The sequence below is a fragment of the Aquirufa salirivi genome, assembly GCF_045310485.1.
GTDB lineage: Bacteria > Bacteroidota > Bacteroidia > Cytophagales > Spirosomataceae > Aquirufa > Aquirufa salirivi.
In genome coordinates, this window is sequence record NZ_JBEWZH010000005.1 from 12,955 (window position 1) to 38,204 (window position 25,250).

Here is a 25,250-nt window from a genome sequence, read left to right on the forward strand (position 1 = left end):
CGTTGATCAAAGAAGCTAGAGGTTTTAAGTCCTTGGTTTTAGTCGATACAAATAAGGCGCTTTGCTTTTAGCTCCCGTATATTTTTTGTCTAATCGCTCTAATATCTGCAAATCCAGCATTTTCTTCTGGAAATTATTCGCTGGAAAAGGTTTGTCGTAAACTGTTTCATATAATTCCTGAACATTTTTCATGGTAAATGTTTCTGGTAAAAGATTATTGAAAAGCAGCTTTTTATCTAAATTTTCTCGGAGTACCTGAAGGCCTTTGTGGGCCATTTCTTGATGGTCAAAAATCATGTTAGGAAGCTCTTTGATATCATACCAATCACAACTTTCATCCAAATCAATTTTTTGAGGGATGACTTTTTCAAAGTCAACCAAGGCATAATATCCTATACTGACAATGCGCATTTTTTGATTGTTCTCATTGATAGGGGGTTCCACATCGGGATAAAGGTCTCCAGCGATGCCAGAGAACAATTGAAAGTCTTCATCGGAGATTCGGTTAGCTCGACCGAAAGTTCCAAATTCTTCTAAATACAGATCTTGTATACCCGTCCTTTCAAATAGGATTCTTTTGGCAGCATCTTCGATGTCCTCTTCTTGTAAGATAAAGCCACCAGGTAAGGCATAAATTTCCTTCGCTAATTTAAGCTTGCTTAAAATGAGCTTGAGTTTTTTATGATGAAAGCCAAAAATGACACAATCCAAGGTCAGCTGGGCAATATGTTTGCTAAATTTCAATGAAGGTCGATTAAATAGTACCCTAATTTATAGACAAATTTCTAGAAGAAAGTGTTTTTATTAAAGTCATTTTCTAAAAAATAGAAAATCAAATTATTTTATTACATTTGGTTAAATTATCAAAATGATACAAAGGTGTCAACCTTGTAGCATTGGAAAGAAAACCGAAATTCTCTATCATTTAAATCTATAAAAATGAAAAAAACTAGTTTAGTATTAGGTCTATTCCTTCTGGGAGGAGTTTCACTACAAGCTCAAGTAACCACTGGGCAGAATGTAGCCGTGGTATCAACAGATGCCGGTAAAGTGCGCGGATATGTACATGGAGGTATTTATGCCTACAAAGGTATTCCTTATGCGGAGGCAGGTAGATTTGAGACTGCCCACAAGCCCAAGCCATGGAACGGAGTACGTAGTTCTACTAGCTATGGTCCAGTAGCACATTTATTAACTCCAACCACTCAAGTGGCCGACGAATCAGAATTTGTGTACAATCACTCATGGGGTTACCCAAATGAAGACTGCATGCGCGTGAATGTTTGGACGCCTGGAATCAATGATGGGAAGAAAAGACCCGTTTTATTTTGGATTCACGGTGGAGGTTTTACCTCCGGTTCTTCTCAAGAATTACCTTCATATGATGGCGAGAATTTAGCTAAAAAAGGAGATGTCGTAGTTGTCTCCATCAATCACCGATTGAACATATTGGGGTATTTGGATTTATCGGCCTATGGAGATAAATACAAAACATCCGCTAATAACTCCATTTTGGACATGAAAGTAGCCCTAGACTGGGTGAAAGCGAATATCAGTCAATTCGGAGGAGATCCAAATAATGTAACCATTTTTGGACAATCAGGCGGAGGAGCCAAAGTGAATACCATGATGGCTATGCCATCAGCCAAGGGATTATTCCACAAGGCGATCAATCAAAGTGGCGCCTTTGCCTCGAATATGCCGGATAAATCCGTAACTCAGTCCATTACCAAGGAAGTATTAAATGCATTGCATTTAGATGAATCTAAGGTCGATAGTTTACAAAAAGTACCTTTCCCTAGCCTAGCAGCTGCTGGTCAAAAAGCATTACAAGTTGTGGCGGCAAAATTAAGAGCCGCAGGAAAACCAGTAGGTGGTTTTGGTTTAAGTTGGGGACCAAGCATTGATGCCAATATATTACCATTCCAACCGATGTCGGTGGAGGCTATGGAATTATCTAAAAATGTGCCGTTGATGATCGGAACCGTGAAAAACGAATTCATGCCAACGCTATTTTCTGGGATAAGTCACGATGCATCCATGGCTGATGTGGAAGCCTATATACAAAAGACTTTTGGGGCTAAGGCGGAGGCTTATAAAGCTGCTGTTAAAAAAGCATATCCTGCAGATACTAAGCCAACGGATTTAATGGATGTAGACACACGATTCAGACCCGGTGCCGTTGATCAAGCGAATATTAAATCTTCGGTTGCAGGTGGTGCTTCTGTGTATATGTATTTATTCACTTGGCAGTCGCCTGTCTTTGACGGAAAATACAAGGCCATTCACTGCGTTGAACTTCCTTTCTGTTTCAATAACATTGCTCGCTGTGAAGAAATGACGGGGGGTACTAAAGAGGCTTATACTTTGGCCGACAAAATGAGTCAGGCTTGGATCAACTTTGCACGTTTAGGAAATCCAAATCACAAAGGACTACCTACGTGGCCTACCTATAATACATCAAATACCTCAACCATGCACTTCGATAATTCTTGTGTCGTTAAACCACAATTGGATAAGGAATTATTTGACCTTGTCAAAGCGAATTAATTCATTTTAAATCCAACAGGAGAGCCCCGAATATTCGGGGCTTTTTTGTTTCTGTCAAATTGGGATGAATGGGAATTTAAATCCCTCATAGATGTATAATTTTGAGGAATAAATAAAACGCCCATGAAATTGACCTTATTCCAAATAGATGCTTTTACCAATCAATTGTTTTCAGGAAACCCTGCGGCAATATGTCCATTAAAAGAATGGTTAGAGGATGATAAAATGCAAAAAATTGCGGCAGAAAATAATTTAGCCGAGACTGCTTTTTTTGTAAAAAATGGGGAACAATATGATATTCGGTGGTTCACCCCTACGGTAGAAGTGGATTTATGTGGGCATGCCACCTTAGCTGCAGCATTTGTTTTGTATCATCAATTGGGAAAAGTGGCCCCCGAAATTGTATTTTATTCGCACCGTAGTGGTCATTTGCGGGTGGCTAAAGAAGGTGATATGTTGACTTTAAATTTTCCAGTAGATCAAATTCATGAAATTGATTTTGATTGGGGAATGTTCAAAGGCCTAGCTATCCCAGCTAAAGAAGTGCTAAAAGGTAAAACTGATTATCTCTTTGTCTATGAGAATGAGCGCCAAGTAGCGGACATGAAACCTGATTTTTTTGAAATTGCCAAACTAAAAGCCAGAGGAATCATCATCACGGCTCCAGGCGATGAGGTTGATTTTGTTTCTCGATTTTTTGGTCCTCAATCTGGTATAGATGAAGATCCGGTAACAGGTTCTGCCCATACTACATTGATTCCATATTGGTCAAATAAATTGAATAAAAGCCAATTAACAGCCAAACAACTTTCCGCTCGAGGAGGAAATTTAGCTTGTGAATTATTGGGTGATCGCGTGAATATTAGTGGGGAATGTGTCTTGTATATGGTGGGTGAAATCTACGTGTAAAAGAGCTTCTTTAATAGGTCGTAGTCATATCTTCTTCCACACAAATGATGTAATCTGCAATCTTCCTATTTTCTTGGGTCAATAGCTTAATTTCTTTCTGGCTAACTGTGGCTATGGTGGCAATTTTAATAGTGGGTTTAGCCAATTTTAAATACCATGAAATCCCCTCATAGTTTTCCGAATGATAGGATCCATTGACATGAATAAATAGCTGATTTTCCACCCAATTTTTCAAGATAAAATGGGCCATCGTGGCATCCTTCAATGCTTGAGCTTTGGGCATATTAGGTGTAGCATGTCCTGGCATCATCGTGATCATTTTTTGATAGCCTGGGAGATTAGCATCGTAAGCAATTGGCAGCGGAGCCATCCAAGATTTCTCTTCCGCTGATAATGGATTCAATGCCTCAAATCCTCCTTTAGAAACCATGCTAGCATATTTCCTAGGAACATTACTAGCTATAAAATTCACTTGATTTTTTTTGGCAAAATTCACCAATGGTGCATAATCCGTTTTATAATTTTTCCAAAGTCGCGCAGAAGAATCTAGCGCTTTTGCTGAGATTTTTCCACTTATATATGCCGACAAAGCGCCTTGATTATCCTGTTCAAACATCTCGGCGCCCAAAACTAGTTTCCGCTGCGAAAAACACGATTGAATAATCTCTAGTTCTAGCCAATGACTAATGGGATTATTGTGTAATTCTCCAATCAAAACTACATCTTGTTGACATAATTGCTTGATCATTTTTTCGTAGGAAACTTCCTTACCTTTTGCGTTGAATAATCGGTAAGCGGGTTTATCAATGGCCAATAGCTGGGCAGGAATCAATAGAAAAAATAATAAGCAAATGCGAAGTACCTGATTCATGACGTTTGGAGCTGTTGATGTAACACAAATTAGGATAAAATCTCAACTAATCTAGAAATTCAACAAACAAAAAGCGGTCATTGCTGACCGCTTTTACGTAGAACAAGAGTAGTCATTTATTTAATCGGTATTAATAAGCTTACATTTTCCCATCCAAAGGCAATTCCTGCAGGTACTACTTTGTATTCCAAGGCTTCCTTGAAATCGGACTTAGCTGTTTTCACCGTGATGGTAAAAGCATCCTTTTCTGGGTTACGGGTTGTTTCTCCACCACGTTTAATGCCCCATTGGCCTACTTCGGTATTGAAAATAACTTGCCAGTCACCTTCTGCTGGTAACATATAGATACTGTATTTTCCTTTAGCCAAGGTGTTTCCAGCAATATTCACATCCGCATCTGTTTCAATGATGGTTGCGGAGTTTGCACCTGCTCTCCAGACTTTTCCATAAGGCACTAATTCTCCCCAAATTTTTCTCCCTTTTACAGATGGACTACTATAAACAACTGATACATTGGCCTTACCAAATATACCAGTAACCGTAACTTTAGGGCTTTGTGGAGGACGGGGAGCATCTTGCCCAAATGAGCTGATTGAAACCAATAAAAGCACTAATGCTGCCAATAAAGGCTTAAAAAATGTGTTGATTTTCATAAAATGTTTATTGTTTAGTATTCTTTTCTGTTAATTCTTCGTAAGTCATTTGAAAATTATTCTTAAGGAAATCCCCATTCATTCCTTGAACTCCATTCACAGCGGTTAGCTTCATTACTTCCTCTTTGCTTTTACCGCTTTTTATTTCAGCCGAAACATGTATAACTAATTTCTCCAAATAGTCCGTCAAGACTAATAAATCTTCTTTTTTACAGGTAATCTCTGTCGGATTAAATGCATGTCCATAGGTGAAAATCGTGTCCTTGTCGAACTGCTTTTGAATCTTATCATTCACATGAATCCAATTTGCTACACTAGCTCCCGCACTTCGATCAATGATAGGATAACGCTTATTCCCAAATAAATCCCCCAAATGAACCACATTGGCATTTTCAAAATGGATGGCAACATCTCCATCGGTATGGGCAGGACCAAAATAATGTGCTTTGATTCTTTCTTTTCCAATTTTTGCCGTCCAAGTATCTTTAAACGTTTCTGTTGGATAATATTGCTTTCCCTCTGTTTTTGCTTTGGTAGCAGCAGCTATCTGGTTTTTCAATGAGTTCTCGTGGGCCACCACGCGATTGACTAATCCTTTAAATGCTATATTGCCACTCGTATGATCCCCATGGTGATGCGTATTCATTAAGAGTTGGATTTTCTGATCAGACTGTTTTTTCAATTCATCGATCATATGCTGAGATTGGTCTGGAAACTGTGTATCCACCACCACATAACCATCTTTGGTCTTCAACACAGCTATGGTGCCTCCTCTTTCACTAAACAGTGAAATGCCCCCACGTAATTCTTTCCAAGTAAAGGCTGGTCCTTGATAAAAAGACCCTTGGGCTAATAACGATTGTTTTGAACCCAATAACATAGAAAACAACAAGGTGCTAGCAGAGCCTTGTACAAACTGTCGACGATTTATCATTTTTAAGAAGTTTAATTTCAAATGTAAAATAGGAAATCAAAAGCTTATCTAAATTGAGACCAACACGTGAAGTCCTCTTACGAAAACATGAATTTCATATTTTCCTTTAGTATTAGGGCCGTTTTTGATTCAATCTGTTTTCAATTCTCTGGTCAGGCAAAATCCATAATAAGGCAATGGAATAAAAGATTAAGAGACTAATAATGGGATAAAAAAAGGCAAGAATGATTCCTGAAAAATAGCCCGTTGTAGAGATTCGTTCTTTCCACCGATTGGCTAAAGCCTGTCCAATATTAGACTCCTCACCTTCATGTTTAATGGCCGACTTTTCTAAAAACAAAAAGGATAATGCGCACATCAAAAGGACAAAGCCATATAAGGCTACTGTATTTGCGGCAAATTGATTTTCTCCCATCCAACCCGTAACAAAAGGTAATAGTGATAGCCAAAAAAGTAAACCTAAATTGGCTAATAAAACTTTGCCGTTTACTTTCTCAATGGCCTGAAACAAGTGATGGTGGTTATTCCAGTAAATGCCTACATAAATAAAGCTAAATAGGTAAGATAGAAATTTGGGTAATAGTGATGTTAGGGTCTCAAAATCAGATCCATGCGGCACTTTTAACTCCAAGACCATGATGGTAATGATGATAGCCAACACGCCATCACTAAATGCTTCTAATCGATTGGTAGTCACAGGAATGCTATTTTTTGATAAGGTATAAAAAAATCGAACTAGTTTGATGAAACACGTGGCTGTTTTTTGCCTACATACAATCCGACGATAACAATGAGGGTTCCGATAAGCGTAAAGATAGTAATGGATTCCCCACTAAATAAATAGGCATAAATGTACCCAAAAACAGGACAAAGAAACATCCATAAAGAGGCAGATATAGGATCTTGATCTATTAAATAAAACCATAACCACAATGCTCCCATAGAAACGGGAAAAATTAACCAAGCTACTGAAAATAAGAAGCGAAGATCAAAGTTGGCGATAGAAACATCGGAATAATAGGTGGTAAATGGTAATAAGAAAAGCCCTCCTATCAGAACTTGCCAGCCATTAATCACAAAAGAATGTAATTGCCATTCTGTTCGGACATAATATACCGTGGCTGCAGAAACCGTGATTATCCCTCCTATTAAAATCAATAAGCCCTTCCACACGCTGGGATCTAACTTAAGCTGTGGATAGGATGCAAGTAGTATCCCACTTAAGCCCAGCATTAAACTACCCATTTCTTTTCCCTGGGGTTTTCTTTGTAACAAAAGGGCCGACAATAAAGTAATGAATAAGGGATTGGTAGCGGTTGCTAAACTCCCAATACCTGGACTTAGAAATTTAAGAGCTAAAACAAATGCCCCTAAATAGATGGTTGAATTTAAAAGCCCAAAAAAGGCTAATTGCCCCAACTCTTTTCTACTGGGTTGAATTCTGCGATTGGATTGAAATAAAAATGAAATGCTTAACATGAAAATTCCTGCTAGAATTAAGCGGACATTGGCTAGAATCAATGGATGTACTGACAGAATTCCCAATTTGGTGGCAACAGCTGCAGACGACCATAGCATGGCAAATAATAGTCCGAAAGCAATGTTTTTCATGAAATCTATTTCTATTCAATGATGAGAAAGAACCCCCTTTCAAAATCTGTACTGTGTTGAATTGAAAGAATTCCATACTACAGCACATAAACAAAGGAAATGAATCTTCTTTTAAAATAAACTATTGAAAACCATATTTTGGGATTAATTTTGCAACCCGTTCCTAAAATTGAAAATACCTATTCCACATGTCCAAACAATACAATCGAACAAAAATCATTTTAATTCTCGGAATATTATCAGCGATAGGTCCCTTGTCGATTGACATGTATTTGCCTGCCTTCAAAAACATGGCTGAGGCTTTGCATTGTTCGCAAGAGCAAATGGGGTATACGTTGTCAAGTTTCTTCTTTGGTATTTGCTTAGGACAATTAGTCAATGGCCCACTATTAGATCATTTTGGTCGAAAAAATGTCTTATACATTGGCCTAAGTGCTTATGTGATTAGCTCCTTTGGATCCGCTTTTTCTACTACGGTAGAGCAGTTGGTTGTTTGGCGTTTCTTTCAGGCTATCGGAGGAAGCATTGGGATGGTGGCACCTAATGCCATTATTCGTGAAACATTTAAAGAAGCCGAAAGACCTAAAATACTTTCTTTGATGATGCTTATTTTAGGGGTATCCCCCATATTAGCTCCATCTTTAGGGAGTTTACTTTTAACGATCACCAATTGGAATATCATCTTCGTTTTATTGGGGATTATCACACTTTTGATCTTGTTTTTAATCAGAAGTTGGTTACCAGAAAAAATCAACAAACACCCGAAGGGAAAGTTTAAAATGGGTAGCATTCTTACTTCCTATTTGGCCTTAATACCAGAAAAACAATTTTTAACTTTTGCTATTTCTGGGGCTATTGGATCGGGATGTATCTTCACCTTTGTATCCGGAGCACCACTTACTTTTTTGAATTTTTACCATGCCGATGAAAAGCAATTTGGATGGATATTTGCCATGGTTGCCTCAGGAATTATTGGGGCTAGCCAGTTTAATCATTGGGTATTAAAACGCTACAGTAGTCAACAAGTTTTGTCCTTCGTTTTACCCTTGCAGTTAGTAATAGGAATTGTTTTAGCGCTGCTTTCTAAATTTGGATTGATCAATATTCAAATCAATATCCTGTTGCTATTCTTGATTTTGGCTTGTCAGGGATTAGTTTTTCCTAACATCATAAGTTTAGCTTTACAACCATTTCATGAAGGTGCAGGTGCGGCTTCGGCCATGATGGGTGCCATGCAAATGGCCTGGGGATCTATCTGCGCTACCATTCTGGGATTACTTTTTGATGGAACACCTTTTACCATGGCTATTATCATGGTCTTCTGTGCCCTAACCGCCAATTTCATCCTATTTGTGATTGGGAAGAATTACTTTAAACCGGTGGTTGAATAAGAACGCCATGGTTTAATGCCTGTATTTATTTTTGATCTTTTAAAATAGTAAATAACAAATCCTTCAAGTATTTTTCCACAAAAACTTGTTTGTTTTCATGGCTACAATCTGTCAATTTTGGTAAATACATACTAAAAAATAATTGGGAATGAGATGTCTCTATCAGAGTACTACTCAAGGAATGTGGATATAAATACTGAGCATCATAGGCTTGAATTAATCGGGAAATACGCTCACACAAATCCTTGTAAGGTTTAAAAACTTCGTGCTGATTGATTTCTTTGACCTCTTTAACTAAATACACTTTACTACTCTCAGCGATGACAATTTGATGTAAATAATTCTTATTGTAATCCGACTGCCCAGCGCTTTCTGGCAATTCTCTGGTTAAGAGTTCAACCAATTTTTCTAATTTTGATTTAGGGCTAATGACCGGTTCCAATTGAAATACGACTAAGTATTCCATGTAAGACCAATACCAATTTAGGATATATAACAGGAGGCGATGTTTATTTTCAAAATATCGATATACCGTGGCTTCTGTCGTATTCATTTCCATGGCCAACTTTTTGAAGGTAAAATGTTCAAAGCCCAATTGAAAAATTAAATCAATGGAATGTTTCACTATTTGCTTCCCTAGTTCAGTGCCTTCTGGGTCGCGTAAATAGATTTTATCATTTACCTTGAAACTTAATGAATAGTCCATGTTCCTTAAAATATTGCACAAACATATATGATAGAAAAACTATCTCAAAACAATTTTTGATTTTATTTGTAATAGTATTACTATTATTTTAAAAAGTATTTTTAGTTTTGTAGAAGAAATAAACAACTATGACAAAAAAGAACCCGATTGATCGAATAAGCAAACTGGTAATGGACCACAAAAAAGAGGTCACTTCCATTTATTTATTTTCTATTGTAAGTGGTTTGGTCAACTTAAGTCTACCCCTGGGCGTCCAATCCATCATTGGATTAGTCATGGGTGCCACCATGGTTACATCCATTTATGTCTTGATATTTTTTATTGTATTGGGTGTCTTTTTGGTTGGCTTACTTCAAATCAATCAAATGAAAATCATTGAAGCCATTCAGCAGCGAATTTTTGCACAATATTCCTTTGACTTTGCCGACAAGATTCCCAAAATGGATTTGATGAAAAATGATCAATATTTCATTCCTGAAAAAGTGTCTCGCTTCTTTGATATCGTCAATATTCAAAAGGGTTTTGCCAAGTTGTTGTTAGATATTCCCATGGCCAGTGTACAGATTCTATTTGGTACTATTTTATTGTCTTTATACCATCCATTTTTCATCGTATTTAGCCTTGTGCTATTAATCATGCTGGTATTCATTCTGTATGTCACAAGTCAAGTGGGGATTCAAACAAGTATTGAGGAGTCCAATCACAAGTATGACGTAGCTAGCTTCTTTAGTGAGATTGGAAGAACATTAAAATCGTTTAAATTCAGTCAAGGATTCTCGTTAAACTTCAAAAAAACAGATGCGAACGTGAGCCAATATTTATTAGCCAGAACAAAACACTTCCATGTTTTACTATTTCAATATAGAACATTGGTCACCTTTAAAGTGGTCTTGACCCTCATTACACTTTCCTTGGGTTCCTATTTGCTAATCAACCAACAGTTAAACTTAGGAGAATTCATTGCCGCGGAAATTGTGATTTTGATGGTCATTGGCGCTGTGGAAAAGCTCATTACAAGTTTAGATAGCGCATATGACGTCATCACAGGATTAGAGAAAATAGCGAGTGTCACAGAAAGTCCGATGGAGACCTCAGGCCAACTAGAACTTGTTTCTAAACAAGGTTTAGAAATAGAACTAAAACAACTGACTTTCCAATTTGAACCAGGAAAAAATATTTTAGAAAATCTCTCTTTACATATTACACCAGGAGAAAAAGTTGCCATTCAAGGCTCGGAAGGTGCGGGTAAATCCATGCTCTTAAGATTACTAACAGGTAATTATCAACGCTTCCAAGGATCGATATTGATTAACCACATTCCGGTTCAAAATTACAGTTTATCTAGCCTAAGAAAACATACTGGAATACTCTTGCATGGACAAGAAATTTTTGGTGGAACCGTATGGGAAAATATCAGTTTGGGCCAAGAAAATATAAGTCCAGATATGATCATGGAGACTGCCAAGAAATTAGGTTTTGAGAATTTCATATCTCATTTTCCTAGGGGATTTGATCATATCATAGAACCCATTGGTAAAAAAACACCCCAGACTATTATCAAAAAAATACTCTTACTACGTGCTATCAGCGGTGACAAAAAATTATTGCTTTTGGAAGAGCCTTGGAATGGTTTAGACCTCCCTAGTGCCCAGCAATTGAAATCCTATTTACTACATTCTGATAATCAAGCAACCACGATCATTGTTTCAAATGACCCGGAATATGTAAATGCTTCCAATCAACAAATCAATCTGTAACATGGAAAATTTCAAGTCATTTAATTTAATTTACCAGCAAGGGAAAAGTTCAGAAATCCGATTCTGGATGATGGGACTTTTGCTCCTTACCGTGGGTATTATCTTTCTTCCTTGGACTCAGAATATTCAAACCAAAGGAAACATTACTAGTTTGTATCAAGAGCAGAAACCTCAAAAAATTTATAGCCCAATTGCAGGGAAAATAACCAATTGGTGGGTGAAAGAAGGAGACTTGGTTCAGCAAGGAGATACCTTGGTAAAAATAAGTGAGATTAAAGAAGATTACTTAGACCCGAATCTAATTGGCCGTACACAAGATCAATTAAACGCCAAAAAAAATTCACTGGATTATTACATCCAAAAGGTTCAAGCTACGGAGGCTCAAATTGCTAATTTAAAACAGTCTAAAAGCCTCAAGAAAAGCCAATTAACCAACAAGTTGATTCAACTCCAGCAAAAAATCACCGCGGAGAAAGCAGAACTAGCCGCTAGTACCAATGAACAAAACTTGGCAAAAGATCAGTTAGAAAGATACCAGCAGATGTATAAAGAGGGTTTGATTTCACAAACCCAATTTCAACAAAGAAATCAGGTTGCTCAGAATGCAGTAGCCAAGAAAATCATGTCGGAAAACAAAGTGAATCAGACGATTCAAGACCTAAATAACACTCAAATAGAATTCAAAAGTGTGGATCAAGAATATGACGAAAAAATCAATAAAGCAGACAGTGAGCGTTTGCAAAGTTTAGGACAAATAGAAGTTAATAAAGGAGAAGTAGCCAAATTAGCGAATCAGGTTACGAATTATTCCATTCGAAATGGCATGTATTATATTTTGGCTCCACAAGGTGGACAAGTGGTGCAATCGAAAAAAACGGGTATTGGTGAAATCATCAAAGACGGAGAAGAGCTTTTGAGCATCGTCCCTCAAAATGAAAATTATGCCGTGGAGGTATTTGTTAGACCCATGGATTTGCCCCTTATCTCGCCTGGTCAATCCATTCGATTCATATTTGATGGTTTTCCGGCAATCATTTTCTCAGGTGGATGGCCAGAACAAAGTTTCGGTACGTTTGCTGGAAAAGTCTTGTTTGTGGAAAATGCCATCAATGCCAATGGCCTATTTCGGGTTATTGTTCAAGAAGATGCTCGATTTAAAAAATGGCCTAAACAAATCAAAATTGGTGCGGGTGTGAAAGGAATTATTTTACTTAAAGACGTCCCACTTTGGTATGAATTATGGAGAAATATCAATGGATTTCCGCCAGATTTTTACCAAGCTAAAAATGAAAAAAATAAGGCATATGAAAAATAAAATCCTCTGGCTTTTATTACTATCACATGTGACTTGGGCGCAAAATAAAACCTTGCATCCCGAGGCATATCTGAAAATTGTGGAAACATTCCATCCTGTGGCTCGTCAAGCTCAGATTGGGATCAAAAAGTCCGATGCACAAATCCTGCAAGCGAGAGGAGCGTTTGATCCTATTTTGCGTCATTATATCGCTAGTAAAACCTTAGATGGCACCAACTATTACCAATACAACGCTCCCGAATTAAGCATTCCTACTTGGTATGGAATAGAAGTCAATTCCGGGATTGAAAACTTGCAGGGAAACCGACTAGACCCTAGTCAAACGACAGGACAAACCAGCTATATAGGTATCCAAATTCCTTTGGCGAAAAACTTATTGATGGATAAACGAAGAGCGGCATTGCAACAAGCCAAATTGATGAATCAAATGGCTTTTGCAGAACAGAGAGTATTGTTAAATCAATTGTTTTTAGATGCCATGGAAGCCTATTGGCATTGGTTAAAATGCTTTCAAGTCGTGAAAATTACAGGCCAAAATCTAGAGGCTGCTAAGCGGCGCGTGGATCTTGTAAAAAGAAGTGTCGAGTTAGGTGATCGGCCCGCTGTAGATACCTTGGAAGCTAGTACGCAACTCATGTACATGGAAAACCAAAACTTAGCAAAAACATTGGATTATGAAAATGCGACATTACTATTATCCGCATTTTTGTGGCAAGAAAACAATGTGCCTTCCAACCTGCCCAAAGAAGTTATTCCAGCCGAAGTATGGGCCGACTATAGCCTATTTTCCAACTTTGATTTAAGCCTGAATTCAATCCTGGAGAAAGTCGATGCATTCCATCCCGAACTACAAGCTTATCAATTTAAAATTGCTGGACTAACAGTGGAAAAAAAGTTAAAATTTCAAAGCTTACTGCCCAAAATTGATCTTGAATACAATCACTTAATGAAAGAGAAATCTAGTGGCTATTCTGGTGCATTATTGGCCAATAATTATCGCTTTGGAATTAAGTTTGAGTTGCCTTTACGTCTTTCTTCTGGAAGAGGAGAATACCAAAACGCTAAACTTAAAATTGAAGAGGAAACAATCCTTCTTTCTCAGAAAAAACAACAGATTCAAATAAAAATCAATAGCTATTTCAATCAATTTCAGAACCTCAAAAAACAGATTCAAACACAGGAAAAGGCTGTGATCTTGTATGTTTCCTTAACCAAAGCTGAAGAATCTAAGTTTTCTCAAGGTGAATCATCTTTGTTTTTAATTAATAGTCGGGAAATAAAAGCCTTAGAAGCTGCCGAAAAATTGCTGGACTTAAAAGCATATTTATTCAAAACAGTCTATGCTTTACAAGCCAGTGCAGGTTTACTGATATAAAAAAAGGCAAGGAAATTCCTTGCCTTTACCATAATCAAATACGTCTACGAAGCTTGGTATTCTAAAATATCCGCAGGCTGACATTCCAAAGCTTCACATATCGCTTCCAAGGTACTAAAGCGAATGGCTTTTGCCTTTCCGGTCTTTAAAATAGATAAATTGGATAAGGTCAAATCTACTTTCTCCGACAATTCGTTGAGAGACATTTTTCTTTTTGCCATCATGACATCTAGGTTTACGACAATAGGCATAGTTATACAGTTAAATCGTTTTCCGCTTGAATTTCAACCCCTTTTTTGAATATCTGAGCAAATAAGAAAATTAGGCCAGAAAGAAAAAGTGCCTCGCCTCCATTCCAATCCATTTTAGGTAATTCCATACTCTCTTGGTAAATCGTAGCTCCTAAGGATATTAGCCAAAGATAGACAATCATCAAACTGATTTTTTCCATTAGATGAGCAACTTCCATTTGAAATGGACTTGTAAGGTTAATCTTAGATAAGGTTTTAATAACCAAATGGGCTATGTAAGCCTTTAAACCTAAAAGACCAGCCGTAATTCCTACAAATAAGGAATAGTGTACAAAACTCCCATTCATCAAATCATACAAGTTTAATCCCTGATACAAATCTTTGGCAACCTGTTGATTAAATAAACTCAAGATATAAGTGAAAATGATGGCTCCGCATTTAATCGAAATGCCAATGTAAGCAATCCATGAAAGGACATTCATGATGGCTAAAATACTCGCTGTTTTCGTTTTCATCAATTGTTATGTTTAATTGTTAAGCAAATTTTAACAATTATTTATTGATAAACAATAAAATTAGAATGTTTTTCAATAAATTTTTATTGATGTATAGCGAATGTCTATTTTTTAATTTGGGTAATCTTATACACTTTTCCTGTTTTATCATAGGTAATCCATTGTCCAGATTGCTCCCCTTCTGTAAAATATCCTGAGCGTAATTTCGTGCCATCTTTACGAAACCATTCCCAATATCCTGTGGAGACACCATTGATTTGCTGACCCTTTGCCCACAAAGAACCGTCTCGATGATATAGGCGAAATTCTTCTTCCATTATTTTCAGCTTAATTGATTCATTTTTCTTTTCTGCTGCCATTGATAATAAAATCGACAGAGCGGAAAATAAAGTAAGGCAACAGCAATCCACAGCATGTAGACTTGGCTAAGGCTCAAACCAATGAATGATTTGGGTCGACTTAATTGAAATCCAAATTCTAAATCAGGCAGAGAAAAGCCTTGATTGAAAATTAATACGAACAAAATCAGGTGAAGTATAAACCAATGACTAACAAAGAAGAATAGCGGTACTCGTCCAAAAGTACTAATCATTTCTATTCCTTTTTTTCCCACAAATTGACTTCCACTCAACAATAAAAACATGATCCCTAAAGTCAACATCGTGAAACTAATACTCGGTGGATATTTAGCAACATTAAAAAACGACATTACTTGTTTTGTCCATGATCCGTCTATTTGCCAAGGTGAATCACCGCCCAGATTAACATAACGAACAAATAAAAAAAGGAGACATAAGCTAAGACCCAATCTAGCAAATTCTGCATGCCTTTTCTCCAAAAAATAATGCCCCATGGAATATCCCAATAAACTTATTCCCAGCCAAGAAATAGGAGGATAACCTACAACCAAAAAGGTCCCATTGGGTAAAGGAAAGGCATTGGGACTAATTAAAAATGAAAACGGTTTTAAAAACGTAGGTTGGGCCACAAATAACAGCTGTTGTACTAAGATGATACATATAGCCAATATGAAAATTTGCTTCGAAGAATACCGAGAAATAGGCCCGATAATCACCATGGAAAAACCAATAGCGCTCAGCACATCCACCAGCACCAGCCCAAAACGGATATCAAAAAATAAGCCAAAATTTACTACTGTTAGATCCAATAAGATTAGCCATGCTCCTCTACGCATCATGTGCTGACTGAACTGCTTTTTATTCGCTGATCTTTGACCTAATAAAAAGGCCGAACTTCCCGCCAGAAAAACGAAAATTGGTGCGCAAAGATGCGTGATGATCCGGGTATAAAATATGGAAGGAGTGGTCACGGATAAATCGGTTGGGGATTGATCAATGGAGTGAACATGAAACAAATCCCTAACATGATCCAGCAGCATGAGAATCACAACAATACCCCTTAAAAAATCGATGGTTTCAATTCTTTTTATCATACCAAACTTACTTCTTGATAATGCTCCACAACTGGAAATGGCTCATAATAATGATGCAACAATTCTTTCCAATGTACATATTGAGGAGATTGTCGAAAGCCAATCGTGTGATCTTCTAATTTCTCCCAATGAACCCATAATATATATTTATTTTCTTGTTCCATACATTTCAGTAAGGAATGAGCATGGTATCCTGAAATAGAACGAATGTATTGACTCGCCGTCTTGAAGTCTGATTCAAATAAGGCTTCTTGTCCATTTTTAACCTTTAATACTGCCACTTCTACAATCATCTCAAAATTATATTATTGATTATTTAAACTCTTTACTCCAATAATCAAACCTGTGGACCAAGCAAGTTTGGTCATCGTTAAGTCTTTCCTTGTTTCCAATTCATTGATCAAATTTTCTGCTTTTTCACCGTGACCTTCCGGCCAATTAGGCTGCTCGATCATGTCATCAATAATATATATTCCACCAGGATCCAACATGTTCAACACCTCATTTAACAATAAGTATTTGCCATGCCAAGTATCCGCAAAAATAAAATCATATTCATTGGTTAGATGACTCAGTACCCAATCTGCGCCATCTGAATTAACCAATTCTAATCTTGAGTCAGAACCTAAATATTCTCTAGCAATAGATAAAAAAGCTTCATCATTGTCTATGGAAGTCAAAGTCGATTTCTGATCCATTCCATCCAAAATCCAGGAAGTAGACAAACCTGTTCCTGTTCCCAATTCAAGAAATCTAGATGCTGGTTTAGAAGCAGCCAATGTCCGTAGCAGAGAACCCGTCAATACATCTGATGCCATACTAAAACCCGATAAGTGGGTTTTTTCTTGAATACCTAGATATTTCGGTGGTAAATTAATCTGTTTAGTTTCATCCATAGATTTTAATTGCAGTTTAACATTTATTTACACTCGTTGTCAGCTTGTTGATTCATAAAGGACAACTTGTCCCAATAGCCTCTTTGATAAACGATTTGACCGTTTTCTATCCAAAAAAATCCACAGCCTCGTAAACCTTTAGGATCCTTCCATTCTAAGATGCCTACATTTCCATCTTGAAATATATTCTCTACTAAACAAACCATGTCAAATTGCTCAAATTCCCTCTGAAACATCTCACGAATGGCTTCTCTTCCTTGTACAATTCCATTGGGAGTTTGATGATTGATACAATCTTCCGAATACAAAGCGGCTAGTTTATCCGCATCGTATTGGTTAAAGAGGTCAACCCATCTTTGGAGAATTTCTGTTGGTTGTGTCATCTTGGAAAGTCAAATTATAGCCCTTTCAAGGTTATCAATTTTACCTGAATTAAAAATAAAATGCTTAAAAATTGGTGGGATTAATTAAAATTTCTAATATTGTAACCTTATTTATTACAGTATGATTTCAGGTAAGTTTGCTATTTCGTTGCATATTTTAACGTTGTTGACCAAATTTCCGAACGAATATTTGTCGTCTGATTTTATAGCTGGCAGTTTAAACTTACACCCTGTTCTGGTTAGAAAAGAAATTGTTAATCTGAAAAACAACCAGCTAGTGATTAGTAAAGAAGGGAAAAATGGAGGGACTATGTTAGCAAAATCGGCTTCTCAAATTACCTTAGATCAAGTATTAAAAATTACCTTGGAAAAGGTTTCATTTGGATATTCCAAAAATCACCCTAACCCAAATTGCCCGGTTGGGGAAAAAATGAATAACAAATTAGACATGCTATATACTACCCTAAATAATCAAATTACTGGCCAATTGATGACCATCACTTTGGAGCAGTTCTCTAATGATTTCTAAGTTTTTTTATTCATTACTGTAACTTTTTTTATTACATTAAATTTTATTATCATGAAAATCGCTCTTATCGGATCAACCGGATTTGTAGGTAAAGCCCTACTACAAGAATTAGTAAATCGACAACACGAAGTGCTTGCCATTGCTAGAAACCCCCAACTCTCCCTGGAGCATCCGCTCATTACTTGGAAACAGGTTGATATTTCGCAAGTAGACGAACTAGCGCAAGCTTTATATGGAGTTGATGCTGTCATTAATAGTTTCAATGCTGGTTGGACGAATCCTAACTTGTATCACGACTTCTTGGAAGGTTCTAAGAAAATTCAAGAAGCGGTGAAAGCATCAGGAGTGAATCGTTTTATCACCATCGGTGGTGCAGGAAGTTTATACATTGCTCCAGGATTACAATTAGTTGATACCCCTGAATTTCCTCAAGAATATTATGCTGGGGCCACTGCAGCCAGGGATTATTTAACCTATCTAAAAAATGAAAAAGAATTAGATTGGGCCTTTATTAGCCCAGCTATTGAGATGCATCCTGGAATTACATCTGGCAGAACAGGCCAATATCGATTAGGTTTAGAGAATCCAGTATTTGATTCCAATCAACGCAGCATCTTATCAGTAGAAGATTTAGCAGTAGTCATAGTGGATGAAGTGGAACAAGCTAAACACCATCAAGTTAGGTTTACAGCTGCCTATTAAAATAAGTCTTGGATTCAGTAAAGCAATACTTGAATCCAAGATTTAATTACTCAAGTCAAAGCAATTTTTAAATTTTATTTCCCTAAAACCACCCCAAATATATATTCTGGAGAATGTAAGTTGGATACTCCGGTCGACGAATGATATATCTTCCATTCTGACCGAAGTAACATCTTAGGAAATAGTTTATAATCTGCCCCTAATGAAGCTGATTGCATATAAGTACCCTGAGCCATAGAGATCGCATCAGGATCTGAAAATTGCTCCCATCGGCTTGTCAATTTCCAATGCCCACCAAGCTGAGCTTGTACCATCAAAGCCTCCCCATGCCAAAATTCATTTTGGTAACCTAGGTCTGAGATGAGCACGGTCTTGATCTTGTTCGACAAAGGAATAACCAGGTAAAAATCGTGAAATAACCGAAGTCCATTCCCCTCATTTCCTATAAATCCACTGGAATTCCAAGTCCAAGATTTGGAAGAAATAAATTGTATTTGTGTACCCAAGGCTGGTCTAAATTCATGTATATGTTGCCAACCTCTAAGTCCTAATAAACCAAACGTCCATGCAGTATTTGGTTTAAAATAAAGACTCAGACCTGATTCATAATAGGGTGAATATTCGGCTACTAAACTACGAGAAAGTGTCCAATTCTGTGAATTTTTAGCCGATTCAAATCCAATATGTGAAGGAAAAACCCCAGCCATGATGCTCCATTCAGGGTGAAGCCTATAGGACACATTTAACTCATATACATTTTTCCAAAAACTGGGTTCATTCGCTAAATTTCTTCTGGCATAGGTTCCTATCATTCCAGAAATTTGTGCACTTAAAGGCCCCTTTGTCCATGAAACTCCCAAGATTCCTAGGTTCAAATCCAGCTGATTTGCTCGACCATGATTGTAAAAAAAGGGATCTCTTTCATGAGCTAATTTATCTGCGGGATCGAGCAAATAGTATCCCTCTGCATAGGCTGATAATTGAAGGGATTTTTGGCTAAGGCTATCTTCTTGGCCAAAAATCCCGAATGAAATACTAAGAAATAGGACTAGTTTTTTCACTAGATTCGTTTTAATTCCATTTGCTCCATCGATTGATAAACTAGGGGAACATATTCAATTTCAACATCTGACTTATCTAATCCAAATGCCTGCTCGTCTCTTTGTCCCATTCTTTTTAATTTAAAATAAGAATTTAACAATAACCCTTCTTTCAAAGTAAATTCATTTTCCACAGATAAAAATTTCTCTATTATCACAAATTTAAAATCCGGCTCCGCATTGTACTTCGTTGACCCATCTGGACGAATATGTAAATTTAACTCCTTATTTTTTACTAAATCTTGGACAATTTTCTTAAAATAAAATTCTGTTTTGGGTTGAATCCGGAAGCCAATGTTCAAATTGATTTTTATTACTTTATCGTCGACTAATTCATGAACAGAATAGGAAAGCGTATAAGGCTCTTCGGTACGGTCAATATGCAAAAACCAATAGACATCTGCCCGCTTAGGTCTTTTTGAAAAGATGGATTTGATAATTTTATCTTCTATATCTTGACGATTATTGGCCTTCGTCATATAAATTAAATGCGTAGAAAATTTTGGAATAAGCTCATCTTCACTTAAATCTTTAATTTGTTGAACGTACTTACCTAAGTCAATGAATTTTGTAAATCGATTGTTTATTTTTCTAGCATAGTACCAAATATACATGGTTAAGAAAATAAATAATTCAAAAAACAAAAACATCCATCGCTCTTTAATTTTAGCCACATTAGCGATAAAAAAGGAAAGTTCAATCATCGCAAATAAGGCCATCAATGCATAGACATAAACCCTTTTCCAATGCAGTTTATATAGTAAAAAATAACTCAACAAATAGGTCGTCATCATCATGGCTACGGTAATAGAAAAGCCGTAAGCCGCTTCCATATGACTGGAGGATTGAAAATATAATATCATCAAAATACATCCTACCCATAAAATAGAATTAACACTAGGAATAAATATTTGGCCTTTCAATTCAGTAGGCTGGCGAACGGTAACTCTCGGCCAAAAATTCAAATTGACTGCCTCATTAATCATGGTAAAACTCCCACTAATGAGTGCTTGGGAAGCAATGATCGTAGCCATAGTAGCAATGCCTACACCTCCTAATAAAAACCAAGAGGGCATCAATTCATAAAATGGATTCCGACCATTCAATACTTGTTGTCCTTGATGCAAAATCCAAGCCGCCTGTCCTAAATAATTAGTAATTAAACATATCTTGACAAAGGCCCAGGTGATTCGGATATTTTTAACCCCACAATGACCAAGGTCCGAATATAACGCTTCTGCCCCAGTTGTTGCTAAAAAAACAGCCCCCAATAACCAGAAACCCTGGGGATATTGAGTTAATAATTGATACGCATAAAATGGATTTAGCGCATGTAAAACAGTTGGATGCAGAAGCACTTGACTAATGCCCAGGACAAATAACATACTAAACCAAATAACCATAATGGGTCCAAAGGTTCCACCCACTTTCTGCGTACCGAATCGTTGAACAAAGAACAAAACAGATAAGATAACGATGACAATAGGCACAGTAGGAATCGATTCAAAACCTGGTACCATGACCAGCCCTTCTACAGCAGATGCTACTGAAATGGGAGGTGTAATAATCCCATCAGCCAACAAGGTTGTTGCCCCTAAAATGGTAGGAATAACTAAGTTTTTGCCATGTTGCCTGACTAAGGCATACAAAGAAAAAATCCCTCCTTCTCCTTGATTATCTGCTTGTAAGGTCAACCAAATATATTTGACACTCGTTTGAAAAACCAGCGTCCAAAAAACACAGGATATTCCACCATATACCAAGGTTTCCTCTATAGGCCTCTCTCCTATGATGGCTTTAAAAACATACAAGGGACTGGTTCCAATATCCCCATAAATAATGCCCAGCGCCACCAATAAGGAGGTGGCAGTCACTTTCTTTGATACTAAATGATAGTTCTTTTCCATGTCTGATTTTTATCTGGCGCAAAGGTTGCAATTGCCTCATCAAGCCAGCATAAAAATTACATGCATTCGTATAAAGAAAATATAAAAATTAAGCTTGGAAACGATATCCAATTCCATTTTCCGTCACAATATGAATGGGGCAATTGGGATTATCTTCAATTTTCTTTCTTAATGCCCCCACATAAACCCGTAAATATTGAGTCTCCAATTGAGCGCCTACACCCCAGATTTCCTTTAGAATTTGTTGGTGTGTTAAAACTCGACCCTCATTTTTTGCGAAGAAAACAAATAAATTAAACTCCGTTTGCGTTAGCTTGACAATTTGATCTTTTTTCAAAAGCACACGCGAATTTAAATCCAATTGCAAGTCTTGAAATGTCCAATTTGTCTTCAAAATATCCGTGGCATTTCTACGAATGGCTGATCGAATTCTAGCTAATAATTCTCCCGTACGAAATGGTTTAGATAAATAATCCATTGCCCCCGCATCCAAAGCTTTCACGATATCCAATTCCGAATTTTGAACCGATAACATAATAATGGATTTCGTATACCAATCCTTCAGTTGAACCAACACTTCTTGGCCATGCATGTCGGGTAAACCCAAATCCAATACAATCACATCGGGTAAATAACTAGCTGCCAAGGCCAGGCCCTCTTTTCCAGAAAATGCTTGAATAACTTGATAATCATGGCTTTCCAGCACGATTTTAAGAAGCTTTTGAATAGCCATTTCATCATCAATTAATAACACAACATGCTTATTCATTTTTCAAATAATTTACATAAGAGGTCCTAGCTGGAATTCGAATGATAAATTCACATCCAGGATTTAAATTTCTTAACCTGATTGTTCCTCCACTGGCCTCAACATAGCCTTTCACAATGGATAAGCCTAGACCCGTCCCCCCCGGAATAGTATGTGGGAGCCGATAAAATTTATCAAATACCAAGGGAATTAAGTCTTCAGGAAATCCTGGTCCTTCATCTGAAATTTTAATTTCAAGCTGCTCATTCTCCATGGCTATTCGTAAAAAAATAGGCACAGAATTCGCCGTATACTGTAAGGCATTTCTCAACAAATTTCCTGCGATTTGATCCATAATCCCTACATCCAAAAGAAAAAGAGGCAAGTCGTTTACCACTTTTAATGCTATTTTTCTATGTTGGGCATCTAAAGAAAACTTATTGATTAATTGATGACCCCATTCTGTCATATCTACCCAATCCAAGGATAGTTTTAAATTACCTGATTCTAGGCGACTCATATTTAATAAATTTTCTACCTGTTGATTTAACCGAAGACTGGCTGTTTCAATGCCATGAAATAACTCCGCCTTTTGCTCCAAGGAAAGCATTTTATCTTCGTCTTTTAAGGTATCCACCGTTCCCAATATCGTAGCTATGGGTGTTCTTAATTCATGAGAAAGCGAATTCAATAATGTATTGTATAATCCTATTGTTAATTCCTTTTCCTCCTTATCGCGCGCTTTTGCTTCAGCTTGACGGATTTTAACGTTTAATAATCCATTGACCAAAGCGATAAAAAAATACAGTAAAAACAACAATAAGTCTTCTGAGTAAGTAATATGAAAAGTAAAGCGAGGGGGAATAAACCAAAAATTCCAAATTAATGCACTTAAAGTAGCTGCCACTAATACAGGAACTACATCAAAAAACATGGCAATTAATGATGTGACCATCAATAGCACAAAGGCAATTGCTCGATAACCCATGAAATGGGTTGAAAAAAAACACAAAATCGCCGTAAAAAAAACCACTCCTACGGCAATAAAAATCTGGTTGGTATGGCTGAACTTCATAGCAACAAAGCTAAATATTTACACATAAAGATGATATAAAAATTTACGCACCAACTAGCTCAAAAATTTCCTTCATTGAATTCAAATATTGCCTTATTTTTAACAAAACTAATGAGGTATTTTCGCTTCAAATTGCTTAAATCTATTCATGACATCTTGTCGTAATTTCTGTTTGAGTAAAGGCTCTTTGATAAAGCTATAATCGATACTATTCAATACCATTTGCTTGATATCGGAATAACTGAAAAATGGATATGATTTTGCCAACAAGACATATTGCTCGGTTAAACTACTCCGTAAAACGCCCGCATCATCGGTACTTATTAAAAGTGGAACTTGAAAATCCCGATAGAGCTTAATGGGATGTTTGTCTTCCTTAATTTTTAATATGAAGCGGTTGGACACCAGATTTATTTCTACCGGAATTTTTTGTTGGCTCATATGGCGTAATAGTTCATAACTATTTTTCTCATAAGGCATATCCACGCCGTGTCCTATCCGATGCGCTTTTGCCGTATAAACAGCATCACCTATATGCCAAGTTAAATTTTCTGGAGCGACTTGCCCCAAAGCCAATTCTCCTGCATGCAAAGAATACTTCACCTTAGGGAATTTCTGATGGCAAAACTGAAACATCAACATATGCAATCGGTAATCTTTCATGGACGTTTCTCCATGTTCAGGTGCCACCATATTTACTCCAACGATCAAGTCATTGGTATTAGCGGACATAAAGCTGATGACAATGTCCTTAAATAAATCTACTGGATTCTTAAATCTCAACACATATTTTTGATACCGCATGGTAAAGCGTTCATCGTCTATTTTTAGACTATCATGCAAATGCTGGATGAAACTATTATTCCAAATAACCGCTTGATTCATCGCCTCTTTTTGCATCAATTTTGCATATAATTTCTCTAAGGAATTCATTACAGCCTCCTCGTTTGACTGATTGGCTAAGCTGCGTAATTCCGAATCATAAGAAGATAAGTCCTGAATAGAAACATGTGAATAAACGGGAGAAAACATGGTTTCAATGTAGCTGACATTTTCAGCTAAAGCGCGATTTTTAAGCTCCAACATGCCTGGAGCATACTCTTCATTAAGGACGGGCAAATATTTATCAAAAGACTCAAAAAACAATTGATCGGATGGATAAAATGCAGGATCATAATCCTTCACTGACCATCGACGAATTATATCATTTTTCATTCCATCCAAACGACCCTCAGAGGCTAAGCTCGATAAGCGTTTCCAAGTCCCTTTGTTTGTTGGATTTTTGGCCATGGCCATCGTTTCCATGTTCAAATAATAGTCCAATTGTATCGCTTTTTCTACTAAAGGTTCCGCATAAATGGAGCCGCTAAAATGATGATGTAAATCTCCACCCTTCGGCATTTGTGCTATAAAAGCCGTCAGTTCTGCTTCATTATTTCTAATTTTCTGAAAATAGTAAGCCGCCTTCCCCTCTTGTGACCAGAGTCCCAACGGTAACAAATTAAAAAAAGCTAGAGCTAGGATATATTTCATGATTTTTTGTTGAATCTTGATAGGTATTTAAAATTACAGGTAATTGAATACATTTGAACTAGAAATGAATTGAAAAAAATGATCTT

Annotated in this window: 27 protein-coding genes; 8 read left to right on the forward strand and 19 right to left on the reverse strand. The window is 36.9% G+C overall.

The window, feature by feature from the left end:
- Positions 1 to 24 precede the first annotated feature (24 nt).
- A complete protein-coding gene (locus U0R11_RS07810) occupies positions 25 to 744 on the reverse strand; it encodes an NUDIX hydrolase (RefSeq protein WP_406751122.1) in 720 nt (239 codons plus the stop codon).
- A gap of 195 nt (positions 745 to 939) precedes the next feature.
- Here U0R11_RS07810 and U0R11_RS07815 point away from each other — a divergent pair, with 195 nt between their 5' ends.
- Both U0R11_RS07815 and U0R11_RS07820 read left to right on the forward strand, forming a co-directional pair.
- On the forward strand, positions 940 to 2,550 hold the full coding sequence (locus U0R11_RS07815; protein WP_406751124.1) for a carboxylesterase/lipase family protein: 1,611 nt from the start codon (positions 940 to 942) through the stop codon (positions 2,548 to 2,550).
- A gap of 123 nt (positions 2,551 to 2,673) precedes the next feature.
- The gene (locus U0R11_RS07820) at positions 2,674 to 3,459 is read left to right on the forward strand and encodes a PhzF family phenazine biosynthesis protein (protein ID WP_406751126.1); all 786 of its coding nucleotides are present in this window, start codon (positions 2,674 to 2,676) and stop codon (positions 3,457 to 3,459) included.
- Positions 3,460 to 3,469: 10 nt separating this feature from the next.
- Here U0R11_RS07820 and U0R11_RS07825 read toward each other — a convergent pair whose 3' ends face one another.
- The 5 genes from U0R11_RS07825 to U0R11_RS07845 all read right to left on the reverse strand — a co-directional run bounded on the left by U0R11_RS07825 (position 3,470) and on the right by U0R11_RS07845 (position 7,528).
- Positions 3,470 to 4,330: a ChaN family lipoprotein gene (locus U0R11_RS07825; RefSeq protein ID WP_406751128.1), complete on the reverse strand. Its 861-nt coding sequence runs from the start codon at positions 4,328 to 4,330 to the stop codon at positions 3,470 to 3,472.
- A 116-nt stretch (positions 4,331 to 4,446) separates the two neighbouring features.
- Positions 4,447 to 4,983, reverse strand: coding sequence for a DUF2911 domain-containing protein (locus tag U0R11_RS07830; RefSeq protein ID WP_406751130.1), 537 nt, complete (start codon positions 4,981 to 4,983; stop codon positions 4,447 to 4,449).
- A 7-nt stretch (positions 4,984 to 4,990) separates the two neighbouring features.
- Positions 4,991 to 5,917, reverse strand: coding sequence for an MBL fold metallo-hydrolase (locus U0R11_RS07835; protein ID WP_406751132.1), 927 nt, complete (start codon positions 5,915 to 5,917; stop codon positions 4,991 to 4,993).
- 112 nt (positions 5,918 to 6,029) lie between these two features.
- Complete coding sequence (locus tag U0R11_RS07840) at positions 6,030 to 6,614, reverse strand: TMEM175 family protein (protein WP_406751134.1); 585 nt, start codon at positions 6,612 to 6,614, stop codon at positions 6,030 to 6,032.
- 38 nt (positions 6,615 to 6,652) lie between these two features.
- Positions 6,653 to 7,528 (reverse strand): DMT family transporter, encoded by an 876-nt coding sequence (locus U0R11_RS07845; protein ID WP_406751136.1) that lies wholly within the window; start codon positions 7,526 to 7,528, stop codon positions 6,653 to 6,655.
- A 188-nt stretch (positions 7,529 to 7,716) separates the two neighbouring features.
- Here U0R11_RS07845 and U0R11_RS07850 point away from each other — a divergent pair, with 188 nt between their 5' ends.
- Positions 7,717 to 8,919, forward strand: coding sequence for a multidrug effflux MFS transporter (locus U0R11_RS07850; RefSeq protein WP_406751138.1), 1,203 nt, complete (start codon positions 7,717 to 7,719; stop codon positions 8,917 to 8,919).
- 25 nt (positions 8,920 to 8,944) lie between these two features.
- Here U0R11_RS07850 and U0R11_RS07855 read toward each other — a convergent pair whose 3' ends face one another.
- Positions 8,945 to 9,625, reverse strand: coding sequence for a TetR/AcrR family transcriptional regulator (locus tag U0R11_RS07855; RefSeq protein ID WP_406751140.1), 681 nt, complete (start codon positions 9,623 to 9,625; stop codon positions 8,945 to 8,947).
- Between the two features lie 128 nt (positions 9,626 to 9,753).
- Here U0R11_RS07855 and U0R11_RS07860 point away from each other — a divergent pair, with 128 nt between their 5' ends.
- Genes U0R11_RS07860 through U0R11_RS07870 form a run of 3 tightly spaced genes read left to right on the forward strand, consistent with a single transcriptional unit; the run spans position 9,754 to position 14,072 of the window.
- Complete coding sequence (locus U0R11_RS07860) at positions 9,754 to 11,382, forward strand: peptidase domain-containing ABC transporter (RefSeq protein WP_406751142.1); 1,629 nt, start codon at positions 9,754 to 9,756, stop codon at positions 11,380 to 11,382.
- A 1-nt stretch (position 11,383) separates the two neighbouring features.
- The gene (locus U0R11_RS07865) at positions 11,384 to 12,697 is read left to right on the forward strand and encodes an HlyD family secretion protein (RefSeq protein WP_406751144.1); all 1,314 of its coding nucleotides are present in this window, start codon (positions 11,384 to 11,386) and stop codon (positions 12,695 to 12,697) included.
- Positions 12,687 to 14,072, forward strand: a complete 1,386-nt coding sequence (locus U0R11_RS07870; protein WP_406751146.1) for a TolC family protein — start codon at positions 12,687 to 12,689, stop codon at positions 14,070 to 14,072. Before U0R11_RS07865 ends, U0R11_RS07870 begins: the two co-directional genes overlap by 11 nt.
- Positions 14,073 to 14,116: 44 nt before the next feature.
- Here U0R11_RS07870 and U0R11_RS07875 read toward each other — a convergent pair whose 3' ends face one another.
- The 7 genes from U0R11_RS07875 to U0R11_RS07905 all read right to left on the reverse strand — a co-directional run bounded on the left by U0R11_RS07875 (position 14,117) and on the right by U0R11_RS07905 (position 17,570).
- Positions 14,117 to 14,323 (reverse strand): helix-turn-helix domain-containing protein, encoded by a 207-nt coding sequence (locus tag U0R11_RS07875; protein ID WP_166229175.1) that lies wholly within the window; start codon positions 14,321 to 14,323, stop codon positions 14,117 to 14,119.
- A 2-nt stretch (positions 14,324 to 14,325) separates the two neighbouring features.
- Positions 14,326 to 14,838 carry a DUF2975 domain-containing protein gene (locus U0R11_RS07880; protein ID WP_406751148.1) on the reverse strand — a complete coding sequence of 171 codons (513 nt, stop codon included), beginning with the start codon at positions 14,836 to 14,838 and terminating at the stop codon, positions 14,326 to 14,328.
- Between the two features lie 104 nt (positions 14,839 to 14,942).
- A complete protein-coding gene (locus U0R11_RS07885; RefSeq protein ID WP_406751150.1) occupies positions 14,943 to 15,155 on the reverse strand; it encodes a toxin-antitoxin system YwqK family antitoxin in 213 nt (70 codons plus the stop codon).
- Positions 15,156 to 15,160: 5 nt separating this feature from the next.
- A complete protein-coding gene (locus U0R11_RS07890) occupies positions 15,161 to 16,291 on the reverse strand; it encodes a DUF1624 domain-containing protein (protein WP_406751152.1) in 1,131 nt (376 codons plus the stop codon).
- The gene (locus U0R11_RS07895; protein ID WP_406751154.1) at positions 16,288 to 16,584 is read right to left on the reverse strand and encodes an antibiotic biosynthesis monooxygenase family protein; all 297 of its coding nucleotides are present in this window, start codon (positions 16,582 to 16,584) and stop codon (positions 16,288 to 16,290) included. Before U0R11_RS07895 ends, U0R11_RS07890 begins: the two co-directional genes overlap by 4 nt.
- 12 nt (positions 16,585 to 16,596) lie before the next feature.
- Positions 16,597 to 17,187, reverse strand: coding sequence for an O-methyltransferase (locus U0R11_RS07900; RefSeq protein WP_166373610.1), 591 nt, complete (start codon positions 17,185 to 17,187; stop codon positions 16,597 to 16,599).
- Between the two features lie 23 nt (positions 17,188 to 17,210).
- Positions 17,211 to 17,570: a nuclear transport factor 2 family protein gene (locus tag U0R11_RS07905; RefSeq protein WP_166373609.1), complete on the reverse strand. Its 360-nt coding sequence runs from the start codon at positions 17,568 to 17,570 to the stop codon at positions 17,211 to 17,213.
- Positions 17,571 to 17,691: 121 nt separating this feature from the next.
- On the opposite strand from U0R11_RS07905, the gene U0R11_RS07910 reads away from it, so the two are divergent.
- A complete protein-coding gene (locus tag U0R11_RS07910) occupies positions 17,692 to 18,099 on the forward strand; it encodes an Rrf2 family transcriptional regulator (RefSeq protein ID WP_406751157.1) in 408 nt (135 codons plus the stop codon).
- A 51-nt stretch (positions 18,100 to 18,150) separates the two neighbouring features.
- Positions 18,151 to 18,801 (forward strand): NAD(P)-dependent oxidoreductase, encoded by a 651-nt coding sequence (locus U0R11_RS07915; protein ID WP_406751159.1) that lies wholly within the window; start codon positions 18,151 to 18,153, stop codon positions 18,799 to 18,801.
- 74 nt (positions 18,802 to 18,875) lie between these two features.
- Here U0R11_RS07915 and U0R11_RS07920 read toward each other — a convergent pair whose 3' ends face one another.
- The 5 genes from U0R11_RS07920 to U0R11_RS07940 form a co-directional block, all read right to left on the reverse strand.
- Positions 18,876 to 19,862 (reverse strand): outer membrane beta-barrel protein, encoded by a 987-nt coding sequence (locus tag U0R11_RS07920; protein WP_406751161.1) that lies wholly within the window; start codon positions 19,860 to 19,862, stop codon positions 18,876 to 18,878.
- Positions 19,862 to 21,808, reverse strand: a complete 1,947-nt coding sequence (locus tag U0R11_RS07925; RefSeq protein ID WP_406751162.1) for a KUP/HAK/KT family potassium transporter — start codon at positions 21,806 to 21,808, stop codon at positions 19,862 to 19,864. Before U0R11_RS07925 ends, U0R11_RS07920 begins: the two co-directional genes overlap by 1 nt.
- Positions 21,809 to 21,896: 88 nt before the next feature.
- Positions 21,897 to 22,577, reverse strand: coding sequence for a response regulator (locus tag U0R11_RS07930; protein WP_406751164.1), 681 nt, complete (start codon positions 22,575 to 22,577; stop codon positions 21,897 to 21,899).
- The gene (locus U0R11_RS07935) at positions 22,570 to 23,631 is read right to left on the reverse strand and encodes a sensor histidine kinase (protein WP_406751166.1); all 1,062 of its coding nucleotides are present in this window, start codon (positions 23,629 to 23,631) and stop codon (positions 22,570 to 22,572) included. Before U0R11_RS07935 ends, U0R11_RS07930 begins: the two co-directional genes overlap by 8 nt.
- Positions 23,632 to 23,739: 108 nt before the next feature.
- The gene (locus tag U0R11_RS07940) at positions 23,740 to 25,164 is read right to left on the reverse strand and encodes an adenosine deaminase (protein ID WP_406751168.1); all 1,425 of its coding nucleotides are present in this window, start codon (positions 25,162 to 25,164) and stop codon (positions 23,740 to 23,742) included.
- Positions 25,165 to 25,250 lie beyond the last annotated feature (86 nt).